The sequence below is a fragment of the Deltaproteobacteria bacterium genome (genome assembly GCA_016210045.1).
Lineage (GTDB): Bacteria > UBA10199 > UBA10199.
In genome coordinates this window covers 58,020-72,625 of record JACQUX010000024.1, presented here as the reverse complement: position 1 = coordinate 72,625, position 14,606 = coordinate 58,020, and the positions used below count along the sequence as shown (strand labels likewise).

At 61.6% G+C, this 14,606-nt stretch carries 13 protein-coding genes; 8 read left to right on the top strand and 5 right to left on the bottom strand.

Annotated elements, in window-relative coordinates:
- Positions 1 to 12: 12 nt before the first annotated feature.
- Together HY696_07980 and HY696_07975 are read right to left on the bottom strand one after the other, a co-directional pair.
- Positions 13 to 3,627, bottom strand: a complete 3,615-nt coding sequence (locus HY696_07980; GenBank protein ID MBI4238338.1) for a nitrate reductase subunit alpha — start codon at positions 3,625 to 3,627, stop codon at positions 13 to 15.
- An 11-nt stretch (positions 3,628 to 3,638) separates the two neighbouring features.
- Complete coding sequence (locus HY696_07975; GenBank protein MBI4238337.1) at positions 3,639 to 4,508, bottom strand: cytochrome c; 870 nt, start codon at positions 4,506 to 4,508, stop codon at positions 3,639 to 3,641.
- A gap of 146 nt (positions 4,509 to 4,654) precedes the next feature.
- Here HY696_07975 and moaA point away from each other — a divergent pair, with 146 nt between their 5' ends.
- From moaA to HY696_07945, 6 genes are all read left to right on the top strand, one after another.
- Positions 4,655 to 5,620: a GTP 3',8-cyclase MoaA gene (moaA, locus tag HY696_07970; protein ID MBI4238336.1), complete on the top strand. Its 966-nt coding sequence runs from the start codon at positions 4,655 to 4,657 to the stop codon at positions 5,618 to 5,620.
- A gap of 7 nt (positions 5,621 to 5,627) precedes the next feature.
- On the top strand, positions 5,628 to 6,533 hold the full coding sequence (locus tag HY696_07965; protein ID MBI4238335.1) for a bifunctional molybdenum cofactor biosynthesis protein MoaC/MoaB: 906 nt from the start codon (positions 5,628 to 5,630) through the stop codon (positions 6,531 to 6,533).
- Between the two features lie 103 nt (positions 6,534 to 6,636).
- A complete protein-coding gene (locus tag HY696_07960) occupies positions 6,637 to 7,869 on the top strand; it encodes a molybdopterin molybdotransferase MoeA (protein ID MBI4238334.1) in 1,233 nt (410 codons plus the stop codon).
- Complete coding sequence (locus HY696_07955; protein MBI4238333.1) at positions 7,866 to 8,111, top strand: MoaD/ThiS family protein; 246 nt, start codon at positions 7,866 to 7,868, stop codon at positions 8,109 to 8,111. Before HY696_07960 ends, HY696_07955 begins: the two co-directional genes overlap by 4 nt.
- 3 nt (positions 8,112 to 8,114) lie before the next feature.
- Complete coding sequence (locus tag HY696_07950) at positions 8,115 to 8,594, top strand: molybdenum cofactor biosynthesis protein MoaE (protein ID MBI4238332.1); 480 nt, start codon at positions 8,115 to 8,117, stop codon at positions 8,592 to 8,594.
- The gene (locus tag HY696_07945) at positions 8,525 to 9,115 is read left to right on the top strand and encodes a molybdenum cofactor guanylyltransferase (protein ID MBI4238331.1); all 591 of its coding nucleotides are present in this window, start codon (positions 8,525 to 8,527) and stop codon (positions 9,113 to 9,115) included. Before HY696_07950 ends, HY696_07945 begins: the two co-directional genes overlap by 70 nt.
- Positions 9,116 to 9,173: 58 nt before the next feature.
- On the opposite strand, the gene HY696_07940 is transcribed toward HY696_07945, so the two are convergent.
- The 3 genes from HY696_07940 to HY696_07930 are packed head-to-tail and all read right to left on the bottom strand — an operon-like array spanning position 9,174 to position 11,167.
- Positions 9,174 to 9,608: an arsenate reductase ArsC gene (locus HY696_07940; protein MBI4238330.1), complete on the bottom strand. Its 435-nt coding sequence runs from the start codon at positions 9,606 to 9,608 to the stop codon at positions 9,174 to 9,176.
- Positions 9,609 to 9,624: 16 nt separating this feature from the next.
- Positions 9,625 to 10,794 carry an NnrS family protein gene (locus tag HY696_07935; protein MBI4238329.1) on the bottom strand — a complete coding sequence of 390 codons (1,170 nt, stop codon included), beginning with the start codon at positions 10,792 to 10,794 and terminating at the stop codon, positions 9,625 to 9,627.
- Positions 10,795 to 10,798: 4 nt separating this feature from the next.
- Positions 10,799 to 11,167, bottom strand: a complete 369-nt coding sequence (locus HY696_07930; protein ID MBI4238328.1) for a cytochrome c — start codon at positions 11,165 to 11,167, stop codon at positions 10,799 to 10,801.
- Positions 11,168 to 11,335: 168 nt separating this feature from the next.
- Between HY696_07930 and HY696_07925 the strand changes: the two genes are divergently transcribed.
- On the top strand, positions 11,336 to 11,971 hold the full coding sequence (locus HY696_07925; GenBank protein ID MBI4238327.1) for a hypothetical protein: 636 nt from the start codon (positions 11,336 to 11,338) through the stop codon (positions 11,969 to 11,971).
- 90 nt (positions 11,972 to 12,061) lie between these two features.
- Positions 12,062 to 14,581: a hypothetical protein gene (locus HY696_07920; protein ID MBI4238326.1), complete on the top strand. Its 2,520-nt coding sequence runs from the start codon at positions 12,062 to 12,064 to the stop codon at positions 14,579 to 14,581.
- The last annotated feature ends 25 nt before the right edge of the window (positions 14,582 to 14,606 follow it).

The following is a 14,606-nucleotide window of genomic DNA, read 5'->3' as shown; positions in this document are numbered from 1 at the left end:
CTCGTCGTTCGGTCAGAATACGACCTTGGTCATTTTCTTGACCGTCACGTGCGTGTCCCGTTGCGGGGCGATCGGCCCCCAATAATTGAAGTGATACGAAAACTGGCCATAGCCGCCGCACAGGAAGTTCGGCTTCAAGTGGATGCGCGTGAAGCTGTTGTGGCCGCCGGCCCGCCTGTTGCCGCGGACTTGCGATTTCGGAATGCCGATCGTCCGTTCCGGCACGTGATAGACGATGCAGACGCCTTTCGGGATTCGCGCGCTGACGCATGCGCGCGTGCAGTAGACGCCGTGGTCGTTATAGACTTCGACCCAATCGTTGTCCTGGATGCCGAGCTCGCGCGCATCCGTTTCGCTCAACCAACACGGCTCGCAGCCGCGCGAGAGCGTCTGCATCCGCAACGTGTCGCCGTAGGTCGAGTGGATATGCCACTTGCCGTGCGGCGTCAGGCAATTGAGCACTTTCGCCTGGCCGTTTTTCAGCGTCTCTTTCAAATCGCCGTACAGTTCTGGCCGCGGTGACGGTTTGTACGTCGGGAGATGTTCGCCGTATGCGAGATACATCTCGTGATCGAGATAGAAATGTTGCCGGCCGGTCAGCGTGCGCCACGGCACTAAGCGGTCGACGTTGTACGTATACGCGCAATATGCGCGGCCGTTGTTCATCAGCCCCGACCAGAGCGGCGAGGTGTTGTAGCGGCGCGGCTGGGCTTGAAGATCCGCGTACCGAATGCGGACTTCTTTGTTGCCTTCGCCCAAATCGGCGAGCTTCAGACCGGTTTTCTTTTCCATGTTTTCGTAGGCCCGCACTGTCAGCGCGCCGTTAGTCAGCGTGGAGAGGTGGAGGACTGCGTTCGCGGCCCATTCGTCTTCTTTCAGCGATGGATAAACCTTGCCGTCGAGCGTCTCGACCGGGAAGTGGTTGGACGTGATCATCTCGTCGTACTCGGCCGCGCACATATAATGATTTCCGTGCGCGCCGAGGCCTTTGGTCTTCACGTTTTCGCCCAACGTGATGAAGTGTTCGTATAGCTTCGTGTAGTCGCGCCGCACCACCGCGAGTTTGTGCATCGTCTTGCCGGGGATCGGCTCGCATTCGCCGCGATACCAGTCCTTCACGGTTGGTTGCGTGATTTCATCCGCCGCATCATGCGCCAGCGGTGCAGTGACGACGTCGATCTGCGGCTCCGGCCAATACTGCTTCGCCGCCGCACTGGTGGCCTGCGCCAGTTCCTTGAAGATGTTCCAGTCGGTCTTCGATTCCCAGACCGGCGCAATCGCGGCCGAGAGCGGATGGATGAACGAATGCAGATCGGTACTGTTGAGATCGGCTTTTTCGTACCAGGAGGCCGCCGGCAACACGATATCGGAGTAGAGCGCCGACGAATCCATCCGGAAATTCAAGTCGACGATCAGATCCATTTTTCCGCGCGGCGCGATCTCGTGCCACTTCACCTCCTGCGGATGGACCGCAGAATCTTGTCCGATCGCATTCGAATGCGTGCCGAGGTAATGCTTCAGCGCGTATTCATGACCCTTCATGCTCCCCATGATCGCGTTGCCGCGCCAAATGTACCAAACGCGCGGATGATTTTCCGGCGCCTCCGGATCGCTGACGGAATATTCCAAGCGCTTCGACTTCAATTGTTCCAATACATATTGCGTGATCCCGGCGTCGTCCTTCGCGCCTTTGGCGACGGCCTCGCGGCCGAGTGACAACGGATTCTGTTTGAACTGCGGGTAGAACGGCATCCAACCATTGCGCACCGACATCGCGATTGTGTCCGCGGTGTGGCGATCGGTGAGCGCATTCTTCGGTACCGTGTTGTAGCGCGAATACTGCCCGTCGTAGCGATATTGGCAGGTATTGATGTAATGCCACAGCGGGGCCTGTTGTAGCCGTGCCGCGCCGACCCAGTCGCGCGCGAATGCGATCGAGCCCCACGAATCGACCGGCGCGAGTTTTTCCTGGCCGACGTAATGGTTCAAGCCGCCGCCGTTTTTCCCGACACAGCCGGAGAGCATCAGCGCCATCGCGCCGGCGCGATACATCAGGTTGGCGTGGTACCAGTGATTGATTCCGGCCCCGATGATGATCATGCACTTCCCTTCGGTGACCGCGGCCGTATTGGCCCACTCGCGTGCGAACTGCAGTACGGTCTTTGCATCGACGCCGGTGAACAGTTCCTGCCACGCCGGCGTGTACGCGGCGTCCGGATCGGTGTAATCCTTCGGATACTCGCCCGCGAGACCACGTCCGACGCCGTATTGCGCCATGATCAAGTCGTACACCGTCGCCACCGCGACCTTGCCGTGCAGCGTCTCGATATATTTGACCGGCACGCCGCGCAGTGCCTGTTTGTCTTGCGCAAACTCGGTGAACGCGGTGTTCAGCACGGCGTCGTGTTGCGTGAGGAGTGTCAGGACCGGATCGTAACTCTGGTCATTGGTCGTATTTTCCAATTTCAAATTCCACTTGCCGCCGGCCTTTTCCCAGCGATGGCCCATGGCGCCCTTCGGCACCACGAGTTCGCCCGAGGCCGCGTCGATATTGAGAAACTTCCATTCCCCGTTCTCGAGGTCTTTGAAGGGCGCGAGTTCGTTGGCGCGCAGCAGCCGACCCGGCGTGTAGTGGTCGCCGTCTTGATTCAACACCACCAGGTATGGGCTGTCGGTGTATTGTTTGACGTATTGCAGGAAATACGGGTTTTGCTGTTCGTGATGAAACTCTTTCAAGATCACATGCGAGACGGCCATCCAGAACGCGCCGTCGCTGCCGGCATGGAGCGGGACCCATTGGTCGGCGTATTTGCAGACTTGGCTGAAGTCGGGCGAGAACACGACGGCCTTGGTGCCGTTATGGCGCGATTCCGCGAAAAAATGGCAATCGGGCGTGCGGGTCATATTCAGACACGCACCCATATCGGCGATCATTTTCGCGTTGTACCAATCCGCACTCTCGCAGACGTCGGTTTGTTCGCCCCAGATCTCCGGAAATGCGGTAGGAAGATCGCAATACCAATCGTAGAAACTCAAGTTCACGCCGCCGAACAATTGCAGGAAGCGGCCGCCCGCCGCGTAGCTCAACATCGACATCGCCGGGATCGGCGAAAATCCGATCACGCGATCGGGACCGTATTTTTTCGCGGTGTAGATATTCGCGACGGCCATCAGTTCGAGCACTTCGGCCCAACTGGTGCGACGAAATCCGCCTTTACCGCGCGCGTTCTGATAACGGGCGCGTTGTTCAGCATCTTGTTGCAGCGACTCCCACGCCTTCAGCGGATCGCCGGTTCGCTCTTTCGCTGCGCGATAGGTGTCGATCAACGCGCCGCGAATCAGCGGATATTTGATCCGGAGCGGACTGTAGAGATACCACGAGAAAGAGATCCCACGTTGACAGCCGCGCGGTTCATAGGGCGGCAGCGAATCTTCCAGCAGCGGATAGTCCAACTGTTGCGTCTCCCAGACCACGATCCCGTCCTTGACGTGGATCTGCCAGGAGCAGCCTCCGGTGCAATTCACGCCGTGCGTGCTGCGGACGATTCGGTCATGTTGGAACCGATTGCGATAAAACTCTTCCCATTGCCGCGTTTCCGGCGAGATGATGTCTTTGATCCACCCCATGTCGCGCTCCCTTACTCTGACTTGATTTGGCGGTCGTAGATCGACTGATTCACCGACTGTTTCTTCCGACGGCATCCGAGCAGCGCAATCAGCCCGGCCAGCACGAGCACCCCGCATACCCCGGCGATGAACAGCCCCCAACCGTAATCGCGCGGCTGCTGGTACGCGTGTTCCCGATCGGCGTATTGGAGAAACGCGACCAGTGCCTGGGTTTCTTCATCGGTGAATGCCCGATCCAGATACGCGGCTTGCATCACCGGGAACGGCGGGCCACCCAAGATCGCGCGCACGCCGGGCCCGCCCATCCGCGAGAAGACCGTGGTCAATTCCTTGGCCAGAATGCCACCGCCGATCACCGCGTCATTCTTCACATGGTGGCATGAAATGCAGGACGGGCCGCCGTTGGTGAAGCGCACAGTGCCTTGAAACAGGTTTTGTCCGAGCGTGATTTCGTCGCGCGTCGGTGCCGGCAGTGTGGCGGGCGCCGGTGCCGGCGTCGTGGGTGCCGGTGCCGAGCCACCGGTCGTTTCCAAGTACGCGACGATCGCCGTCGCGTCGGCCTCGCTGACGCCTAGATTCGGCATCGGGACATTATTGTATTCCTGGAGTAGCGCGACAGCGGTCGCATCCTTCTCGGCCAGCATGGCGTCCGGTTCGCGGATCCAGCGTGTCAGCCAAGCTCGATCCCGTTTCTGGACGACGCCTTGCAGATCCGGACCCACCAACTTTCCACCGCCGATGCTGTGACAGGCCGCGCATTTCTGTTGAAAGAGGGTCTTGCCGTCGGCGTGTGCCGGACCAGCCGCCGCGAAAAGTGCGACGGCAAAGCTACTGTTGGCGAGCCACTTGAGGACGCGTTGCCGACATAGGTCATAGTGCATGATGATGTTCCCCCAATGCCACGTGTGACGTGCACACACCATACTGAGTCAGCCGATATATCAGACATGATCGGCGTCACTTCCTCTGTTGATTGTTCGCATTCATCGTGGTTGATAAGGCCGGGTAGAGTCCAAATCATATGACGATGACCGATACCTTCGGGCGACGGATCGACAATCTGCGGATTTCGGTGACCGATCGTTGCAATTTCCGCTGCCGCTATTGCATGCCGCCGGAAGGGATTCGTTGGGTTCCACACAAAGAGGTCTTGCGCTTTGAAGAGATCACAACCGTCGCACGGAACTTTCTCGCATTAGGCGGACGTAAAATCCGCCTGACCGGCGGCGAGCCGCTGCTCCGCAGCGAGATCGAAATTCTCGTGCGGCAATTGGCCGCGTTGCCGGGACTGGAAGACCTGAGCCTCACGACTAACGGGGCGTTGTTAGCGGGCAAGGCGCACGCGTTGTGGGACGCCGGATTGCGCCGCATCAATATCAGCCTCGACACGCTTAATCCGCTCCGCTTCCAGTGGGTGTGCTTGCGTGATGCGCTGCGCGAGGTCTGGGCAGGATTCGAAGCCGCATGCGCAGTTGGCTTCGGGATTAAGCTCAACTCCGTGGTGTTAGCCGGCGTAACGGAAGCGGAGGTCTGCGAGCTGATCGATCTGGCCGTGGAACGCGGCATTGAAGTCCGCTTCATTGAATTCATGCCGCTCTGCGGATCGGGCTGGAGTCCGGACCTGTGGTTTTCGATGGACACGGTGCGAAATTGGCTCATGGCGCGGTGGCGGTTGCTCCCGCTGGAACGCGGCAGTGCACCGGCGCAGTCGTATGCGATCGAAGGCACGCGCGCGCGCGTCGGATTCATCGAATCACTCAGTAAACCGTTTTGCGGCGATTGCGCGCGCGTGCGCTTGACCGCCACCGGGAAGTTGCGGCTCTGCCTCTTTAGTCCATTGGAGTACGACCTGCGCCCGTATCTGTACGACGATGCGGCGTTGCAATCGCGGCTGCAAGAGGCCATTGTCCACAAACCGGCGGGGCACGCGGCCCACACCGTCGCGGAGTGGCAAGGAGAAACGATGCCGCGGATCCAAGTGATTGGGGGGTGACCGTGCTATGAAATCCATTTCGCACAAGATCGAGACATTGCGCACGGCGACGGCCGAGGCGTGGGTGCTGGGGCCGGCGCCGGTGTTAGAGGCGTTACTGCGCGGTGATACGCCAAAGGGGAACGCGGTGGATGTGGCGCGCATAGCCGGGATGTTGGCGGCGAAGCGCACCTGGGAACTGATTCCGCATTGTCATCCGATCCCACTCGACCAAGTGCTGGTGGAGATTGCGGCGGTGGAGGGCAAACTCCGAGTCGAAGCGCGTGTGACGGCCATTTGGCGCACCGGGATGGAAATGGAAGCGCTGACGGCGGCGACGATCGCCGCGCTGACGCTCTATGACATTGGCAAGGCGATGGACGCGAGTCTGGAAATCAGCGGCGTGCGGTTGGTGGAAAAAACTGGTGGGAAGAGCGATTATCAAGAACGGATTCCGGAGTCCTTGCGGGTCGCGGTTCTGGTGACCTCGGACGCAACTCACGCCGGGAAGCGGGAGGACAAATCGGGCGCCTACATCCAGAAACGGCTGCGTGCTTTTAGCCTCACGCCGCAGACGTTTCTGGTGCTGCCCGATGACCAAGCCGCGATTGCGGCGACGCTGCGCCAGTGGGCAGATGAGGCCTACGATCTCGTGCTAACGACCGGCGGCACCGGCCTCGGCCCGCGCGACGTGACGGTCGAGGCGACCCGCAGCGTGATCGAGCGCGAGATCCCCGGCATCGCCGAGGCGATGCGCGCGCACGGTCAACGCCGCACGCCATACGCGATGTTGTCGCGCGGCCTGATCGGCGTGCGCGGCAAGACCGTGATTGCGAATTTGCCCGGCTCGTCGCGCGGCGTCGCCGAATCGATGGATGCCATTTTCCCCGCGCTGTTTCATTTATATCCGATGATGCGCGGTGGGGGACATTAGCAGGCTGAAGTCGAAGTCATCGCAGCGGGGACAGGTACCGTGCGATGCAGCTTTCTAGCGGGTTTGACGGTACCTGTCCCCGCTGTGATGCACAAAGGAAACGATGATTTCTGTGGCGGAGGCACAACAAGCGATCTTGGCGCTCGTATCCCCTGGGCCGGTGCGGCGCTGTGGTCTGGCGGACGCGCTGGGCCGCACGTTGGCGGTGGCGCCACGCGCAGTGGTCGATTCCCCCGCGTTCGATAATTCGGCGATGGATGGCTTTGCCGTTTGTCATGAAATGACTGCGGCGGCGAGTGCGGCACAGCCGTTGCTGCTGCCACTGACGGGCGAGCAATTGGCGGGGCCGGTGGTCACGGCACGTTTCGATCCCCGAACTGCGTGGCGCATTACGACCGGCGCTCCGGTGCCCGCTGGGGCCACGGCCGTGGTGCCGTTGGAAGACGTCGAGGAGCGGGATGGCACGATCGTGCTCCGTGCCCCAATGCGCAACGGCGCACATCTGCGACGACGTGCGGAGGAGACGCGAGCTGGTGAGGTTGCGTTCGCGGTCGGTGTGCCGCTCACGGCGGCGGCCGTTGGCTATTTGGCGAGCATCGGCGTTGCCGCAGTCGACGTGTACGAGCGGCCGCGTGTGGCGATCGTCCCGACCGGGAGCGAACTTGTTCCGTTGGGACAGCCACTGCAACCGGGGCAACTATACGAGAGCAATAGTGTGGCGCTGCGTGCGGCGCTGACGGAATTTGGGATTCGGCCGATCGTGCATGCACCGACAGTCGATGATGTCGCCGCCCAACGCGTGATTCTGAGTCAAGCGCTCGACACCGCGGACGTCGTGCTCGTGACCGGCGGTGTCTCGGTCGGACAGGCCGATTATGTGAAAGGGCTGCTGGCGGAGCTCGGTGTCGAAGCGGTCTTTTGGAAAGTGCGTCAGAAACCGGGGAAGCCGATCTATTGCGGGCGTCGCGGCCGGCAACTCGTCTTCGGTTTGCCGGGCAATCCGGTCTCGAGTCTGACTTGTTATTACGAATATGTGCGGCTCGCGATCGGCCGTTGGATGGGCATCGCCGAACCGCAGTTACCGCAGTGGGTGGCGGAGTTGACCGAGTCCATCACGAAACGTGCCGGGATGACGCATTTCCTCCGCGCGCGCACGAATTGGGTCGCCGATCGTTGGACCGTAACGCCGCTTGGTGTACAAGAATCGCATCGGTTGCGTCCGTTTGCGGAAGCGAACGCGCTGATTGTCCTGCCGGAGGATTGCACTGATGCCGTGGCGGGGAGTCGCGTCTGTGTTCAGCAGTTACCGATCGTGTGCGGTGGAGACGTGGCATGAAACTCCAAATCTTATTATTTGCGGGCTTGCGTGATCGGGTTGGCTCCGCGTCGATCGCGATCGATGTCCCGGAACCGGTCCACGCCGGTGAATTGCTCCGTTATGTCCTCCCCGATTCGACCGAGGCCGCGCGCTGGTCTTCGTGTACGCGCGTGGCGGTGAATCACGCGTATGTCGCGGCCGACTACGCTATTCAGCCCGGCGACGAAGTCGCGTTAATTCCACCCGTGGCCGGCGGATAATTTATGTCGATCGATCTCTGCCCGATTCTCGTTACCACTGAGTCGCTCTCGATCGACTCGGCGTATGCGGCGTTGGCGGACGAGCGGGCGGGTGGGGTCGTGTTATTCGTGGGACGCGTGCGGGACACGCACCAGGGGCGGGCCGTGACGGCGATTCACTATGAAGCGTATCTGCCGATGGCTGTTGCCGAGTGCGAACGCTTGTTGACCGAGGCCGCAGCGCAGTGGGCGTTGTGCCGCGGCGTACTGTGGCATCGGGTGGGGCGACTCGCGGTCGGTGACGTGAGTGTTGTGATCGGTGTGGCGGCCGCGCATCGCGACACTGCGTTTCCCGCAGCGCGCTGGCTGATCGACACGTTGAAAGCACGTGTCCCGATTTGGAAGCAGGAATGTTTTGCCAACGGGAGTGTGGAATGGAACGGACCGCCTGCATCCTTACCGGGGGCGTCAGTCTCCGTTTCGGATCCGATAAGACCGCGTTGACGCTCGGATCGCAATCGGTCGTGCAACAGCTGGCACACACCTTAACGGTGATCGGTTGCCGCGTCGTCTTGTTGGGGCCGCCGCGGCCGCATCTCGTCGCCACCGGCCTGCCGCTATTGGAGGACGTGACGCCCGGGGCCGGCCCGCTGCACGCGTTGCGCGGCGCCTTGGAACGACTCCCCGTCGAACGCGTCCTGTTGACGGCGGCCGATATGCCGTGGCTAGTTCCGGCGGTGGCTGAACACCTCTGGGCTGCAAGCGCAACAGCGACGATCACTCACTTAGCCGATTCGCCACTGCCCGGCGTGTATGCGCGTGCGGTGTTGCCGGAAATTGCCACCGTGTTGCAGGGGGAGCGCCACAGCCTACATGCACTGATCGACCGTTGCCGCCCACATGTTGCCATCGTGCCGCCCGCCGACTGGATGACCCACGACTCGTTCGCCCGGAGCCTCGCGAATATCAATACGCCGGAGGAATGGGCGGCATTGCGGCGGCTGTCAGAAACGACTCAGCGATAAACTTCGCGGCGTTTGATGACAACTGGGATAGAAAGGTGAGGAGACCGGCTGCCATCCCTCACTTCTCCGCCAACCACTCCGGCAGTGTGGCCACGAATTCTCGCAGTGCATCTCGAATCCGGCGATAGTGGCTCAACGCTGCGGCTTCATCCGGTGCGGTGCGAGCGAGGACGACCGGATCTTCGACACCGTAGTGCAGGATCGGCACGGTACCTGGGAAAATGGGACAGTGTTCGTGGGCATGGCCGCATAAAGTGATGACGTAGTCGAAACGCACGTGTGCCAACGCCGTGGGTGGTTTCGAATACTGGTCGGCAATATCAACGCCGGCTTCTCGCATCACCGTGACGGCGCGCGGATTCAACGGATCAGGTGCGATGCCGGCGGAATAGGGGACGATGCGGGTCGGATGGAAGTGCCGTGCCCAACCTTCGGCCATTTGACTGCGGCACGAGTTCCCGGTGCATAAAAATAAAATGGTCAGTGGGTTCATCTGGAGACGTTTGTTATCACCGCGGCGGACGTGCTTTCCAGCGGAATAATTTGGGAGCGAACGTCCAGCTCCACGCGGCGACGCCGAGGAGCCAGAAGATGGCGGCATACGCGAGATGCGAGAAGTAATTGGTGATGAATGGCGCCGTGATGCGGGTGCCGAGCGCGAGCAGGAACGCGATGAGGAGCAGGCGTATTGCCCAGGAACGTTGTTCAAGGCGCAGTCCGTAATCGCCGTGGGCCAGGATGACGCGCGTGGCGACACCGAAGATCAGCAGTGTCACCCCGCCGATGAAAAAAATGTGCGTCGTATGAATCGCATAGCGCGGCGCAATGACCGGCCCCCACAGCCCGATCAAGAAACCCCAGGCCGCGCACCAGAGCGTGCGGCTTAAGGTGCCGCGCACCGGCGGTGTCTCCGTGACGCGCCAATCGCTCACTAAGCGCGTGGTGACGAGGAGCGCGAGGAGTAAATGTCCCAATTGCTCCTGTCCCCACGTTTTGGCCATGAGTCCACACAGCAAGACGGCGGCGTATCCGATGAAGCGGGGTTGCGGACGGATCACTGGGCGTTCCCCGCCCGATGGCGCGGTGGGCGGTGGCGTTTCGCGGCCTTGGATCATTGGGACAATCCGTGCGCCGATCCCGAGCATCAGCGCGATCGGGAAACCGTACAAGAGTCCCTGGCGCGCGCCCCGCAACAGCAGCGGTGAGAGTGGCGACAACGCGGGCCACTGCCACGTCAGGAGATCCGCGAGCAACCACACCGTTGTACTGCACCACGCGATCGCCCAACCGACGCCGACCAGAAAAAATGGCGGGGGTGGCGCAACGGTGGCGGTGCGCAGTCGTGACAGTGCAAAACTGAACCAACATGTGATGTGCAACCAAAGCGTCGTGTGAAAGGGGAGACGCCATGCGAAGAGGAGACTGCTGAGCAACGCGACACTGGTGGCGATCAAGAACCCACTCTCACGCCGCGACGCCGGCCGCGTGCCGCTGAAGCGCGGCAGCGCGGTCATCAGAAAGCCGGTCGCGACGATAACGAGAAATCCGCCGATCATTCCTTCGGCGTGCAGCACTCCGGGGTAGAGGGGGAAAAGATTGGTCCAAAATAACACCCAGACCCCAATCCCACCGATGCCGGCGAGAAATCCGAGCGGAAAGCCCCATTGGTAGGGCGCCATGTCGCTATTTTCCGGCGCTGAGCGAGCGGATGAAGACGAGGAGATGATCAATTTCCCCCGGCTTCAACGCCGCTTCCCATGGGGGCATCAGCGGAGAGAGTCCGACCGAGGCGCCGCCTTTCAGGGTGACTTGTTTGATCCGATCGTCGGTGAGTGCCTTCATCGCGACCGCGTCTTTGAAGTTGCGCGGTTTGGGTGTGAGCGCCGTGCCGGCCGGACCGTCGCCCGCACCGCCGGCGCCGTGGCAACTAGCGCAGAGTCGGTCGTAGACGATTTTGCCCTGTGCGACATCGCCCGCAGCGTGCGCGATAGTGGTTACGCCACACGCTGCCCAGACCGCCGCCACGCCTATATAATGATACCGTCTCTTCATAAGGTTCCTCCTGATGTCAGTAATGCCGCGCTCATACTGTCCATGACAGAAAATTGCTATGACATTCGTCAGGCTGACGCGTCGCGCATTGGCACACGTGTGGAAATCTTTTACAGGCGCAATGGTATGAGCAGTTGGTGGATTGAAAAACCTCGGAGTGCTATCGCAATGTCCGCCCGACCGGCGCGGCCTGCCGCGCAGGTCCGCGCTTCACGCGGCGATGCTTCTCTGGCGGTGGCTGCCGCGTTGCCTGCGTCTCCCGCGCGGGCTCGTCTGAATTCGTGGTTCCATCCCGTTCGTCGTGGACTGACACGATTCGGCTCGGTACTGCGCGCCCTGTTCCCAGTCGATCGTCTGTTGGCGTCGGCGGGATTGGCCGCGGTCTTAGGCAGTGGGGAAGCGGTGGCCCATGCCGCGGAGGGGACGTTGGCGGCCCATCCGGAGCAGGTCGGGCAGTTGGCGATCGCCGGTGCGCTGTGGGGATTCGAAACTCATCTGGTCCGCGATGCGTGTCTGCGCCGCTGGCCGGGGCGGCCGTTGTTGCGCGCACTGGTGATGCAAGGTCCGCAGGGGTTTGTCTTCGATGTCGCGCACACCATGATCACTAATGGTGTGCATGTCACCGGTCGGCCGCTGGGGGGGATGCTGCTCGCCGGGCTGACCGTGTGGGCGGTCAGCACGCCGCTCGTGTTGGGCGCGGAGTGGCTGATGCAGCGCCGTGTCCCCGATACCAACCGCCAAGTTGCACTGGTTGGTCTCGGCATGACCTTGTGGCAGGCCGCTGTCTCGCTATGGGCCGCCTGATGCGGTGCGGGTCGTGTCCTACCCATGAGCCCGGTCAGAGTACACTCTCACTCGTTGCGGCCCACAACAGATGTCGTATAATCTGTGGCTATGCGCAATCTCCTGGGGGTTGGGGTGGCGGTCGCCGTGCTCTGTATTGTCTCGCAAGTCCAAGCACATACCTTCACGACCACGACGGTCGATACCAATGGCAATGTGGGGACTGACAGCACATCGATCGCCTTTGATAGTCAGGGGCAAATCGGGGTCTGTTATCGGGATGCCGACAATGATCGACTCGGATTCGCCTCGTATGATGGGGCGGCGTGGTCGACCGAGGTCGTGGATGACGACAACGGGAGCGGCGACAACGTCGGGTGGCACTGCGCCTTGACGTACGACGCGAACGACGTCGCACACATCCTCTATTACAATTTTACCGATAACGATCTGCGGCATGCGAAGTTCGAGGGTGGTCAATGGACGATCGCGACGGCCGATGCCAATATCATCGGCAGCTTTTTGCCGAATGGGCGCATCAGTCTTGCCAAAGACGCGGACGGGAATTTGGCCGCAGCCTATTACGACAGCAGCAATCGGGATCTCCGCTATGCCACGCGCTTGAACGGGGTGTGGGCGACGGAGACCGTGGTCGCAAATGGCGATGTCGGCCAGTATCCGAGTCTCGCCTTCGATCGCGATGGGAATCCGGCGATCGCGTATTTGCAACGCAATAACGATACGTCAGCCGCGCTGATGTGGGTCGAACATGACGGCAATGCCTGGCAAGCGCCGGTGCAACTCGATGGCAACGGGCAGTCCGGATTGTGGATCTCGCTCGGCTTCGATTCACGCAACGTCGCCCACCTGGCGTATCAGCAGCGCGATGCCCAAGGCTACTATACGTACTATTATCGACGCCGCGATGCCGGCCAGTGGAGCCAGTCGCAGGCCATCCAAACGTCGGCGCAAGATGCCGGCGGATACACGCAAATCGCAGTGGGACCGGCCGATAACATTCATCTCTTCTATCGCTATTATTTCCGGTCGGCGCTCTTTGGGTCGGCCAATTATCTGCGAATGGAGTCGATCTATTTCCCGGAGCAAGGGATCGACGGGACGGCGACACATTGGCAGGAAACGCTCGCATTCAGCGTGGCGCCGCCGCGCGATTTTTCCGGGCTGACACTGGCCGTTGATGGCGCGCAGCGGATGGCGATGGCGTACACGGCGTCGAATTGGGATGGCTCGACGCAATTGGTGGTGAAGCAGCTGACCAATTGGCGTCCGGCTATGAAATTGACCACGCCGCGGATCGGCGATCAGACCGCAGCGGACACGTTCACCTTTCAATGGCTTGACTTCGATCCCGATTCGAATGCGCGACTCAGCTTCCATTATCGGGATCAACAGTGGCAGACGTTGGCGTTCGGCGAAACGGCCCAAGAGGATGGCGCGAACAGTGTCGTCGTTTCCACGGCGGCCATTCCGCGCGGAAATTATTGGGCCGAGGCGCGGATTTCGGACGATGATTTCGCCACGTATTACGGCGTCGGGGCCTCGGTCGAACTGATCATCAACAATCACACTCCCACGACACCGGCGCTGGCCGGGCCGGCGCAAGGCGCGACGTTGGACGATCGCACGCCGGCACTGCAGTGGAGTAATGCGGGCGATGTGGACGGCGACCTGCGGACGTATGACGTCCAAGTGGCCACGGATCAGTTGTTCGCGAATGTGGTGGTGAACCAAGCCGGTATTGCGGAAGCGGCGGGATTAGCCACCGCGTGGTCGGTGCCGCAAGACCTCTCCGATGGCGTGCTGTATTACTGGCGGGTGCGGGCGCGCGACAGCGAAGACGGGCTCAGTGCGTGGGCCGGGGCGCGGTCGTTCGTGATTCAAGTGAACGATCCGCCACCGACGCCAGTCGCGACGGCGCATACGCTCACGGTCCATAATGGTGAAGTCGTGTGGCAGAACGTGGTCGAACTCGATGGCGATGTGGTGATGTATTCCGTGGCGTTCTGTGCCGACGCCGCGTGCGGGCAGTTGCTGCATGCGGCAGGGAATATTCAAGCGGGGAATCAGGGAACCTCGCGTTTCCGTGCAGTGAGCGTATTGGATCCAGGCAATTACTTTTGGCGCGTGCGTGCCTCCGACGCGACGGGCCTCACAAGCGCGTGGTCGGCGACAGCGGCGTTGGAAATTCAAGGCGAGGCGCCGGCCGCTGCGGCGCCTGCCGCGCAGGCCCCGGCCGATGAGCCGGCTCAGGCGCCTGCGGCGCAGCAACCGGCCGCGAATGATGGCGGCGCCGGTGATAACGCTGCGGCCGCTGCGGATGGAGGCGATGCGCCAGCCGATAAAGGCGGCGCAGCGGCTGCGGCGGACAGTGGGGATAGCGGTGAACGGGCTGCGGCGGGGGCGGGCGGGAGCGAGCAGCCGGCGTCGGATGCCGGCGATGCAGACGCGGTCGCCGATGATGGCTCGGGTGGAAGTGTGGCTGGGGAAGCCGGTCCCGATTCGGCCGAAGGGGAGGAAGCCAGTAGCGGCGCGGGAACGACGGCCGCAGGGCAGTCCGGGGCCGCGAGTGGTGGCGCGAAGGCCGGCTGCTCGTTGCTGATCGCGCAATAAACCGGCGCAAAATCGTGTTCCGCGC

Bases quoted from the DNA above. Each gene is read 5' to 3' on its own strand.
- HY696_07980 (MBI4238338.1), bottom strand. From the start codon at position 3,627: ATGGGGTGGATCAAAGACATCATCTCGCCGGAAACGCGGCAATGGGAA.
- HY696_07945 (MBI4238331.1), top strand. From the start codon at position 8,525: ATGGAACGGACCGCCTGCATCCTTACCGGGGGCGTCAGTCTCCGTTTC.
- HY696_07940 (MBI4238330.1), bottom strand. From the start codon at position 9,608: ATGAACCCACTGACCATTTTATTTTTATGCACCGGGAACTCGTGCCGC.
- HY696_07930 (MBI4238328.1), bottom strand. From the start codon at position 11,167: ATGAAGAGACGGTATCATTATATAGGCGTGGCGGCGGTCTGGGCAGCG.
- HY696_07925 (MBI4238327.1), top strand. From the start codon at position 11,336: ATGTCCGCCCGACCGGCGCGGCCTGCCGCGCAGGTCCGCGCTTCACGC.
- HY696_07955 (MBI4238333.1), top strand. From the start codon at position 7,866: ATGAAACTCCAAATCTTATTATTTGCGGGCTTGCGTGATCGGGTTGGC.
- HY696_07965 (MBI4238335.1), top strand. From the start codon at position 5,628: ATGAAATCCATTTCGCACAAGATCGAGACATTGCGCACGGCGACGGCC.
- HY696_07920 (MBI4238326.1), top strand. From the start codon at position 12,062: ATGCGCAATCTCCTGGGGGTTGGGGTGGCGGTCGCCGTGCTCTGTATT.
- HY696_07960 (MBI4238334.1), top strand. From the start codon at position 6,637: ATGATTTCTGTGGCGGAGGCACAACAAGCGATCTTGGCGCTCGTATCC.
- HY696_07935 (MBI4238329.1), bottom strand. From the start codon at position 10,794: ATGGCGCCCTACCAATGGGGCTTTCCGCTCGGATTTCTCGCCGGCATC.
- HY696_07975 (MBI4238337.1), bottom strand. From the start codon at position 4,508: ATGCACTATGACCTATGTCGGCAACGCGTCCTCAAGTGGCTCGCCAAC.
- HY696_07950 (MBI4238332.1), top strand. From the start codon at position 8,115: ATGTCGATCGATCTCTGCCCGATTCTCGTTACCACTGAGTCGCTCTCG.
- moaA (MBI4238336.1), top strand. From the start codon at position 4,655: ATGACCGATACCTTCGGGCGACGGATCGACAATCTGCGGATTTCGGTG.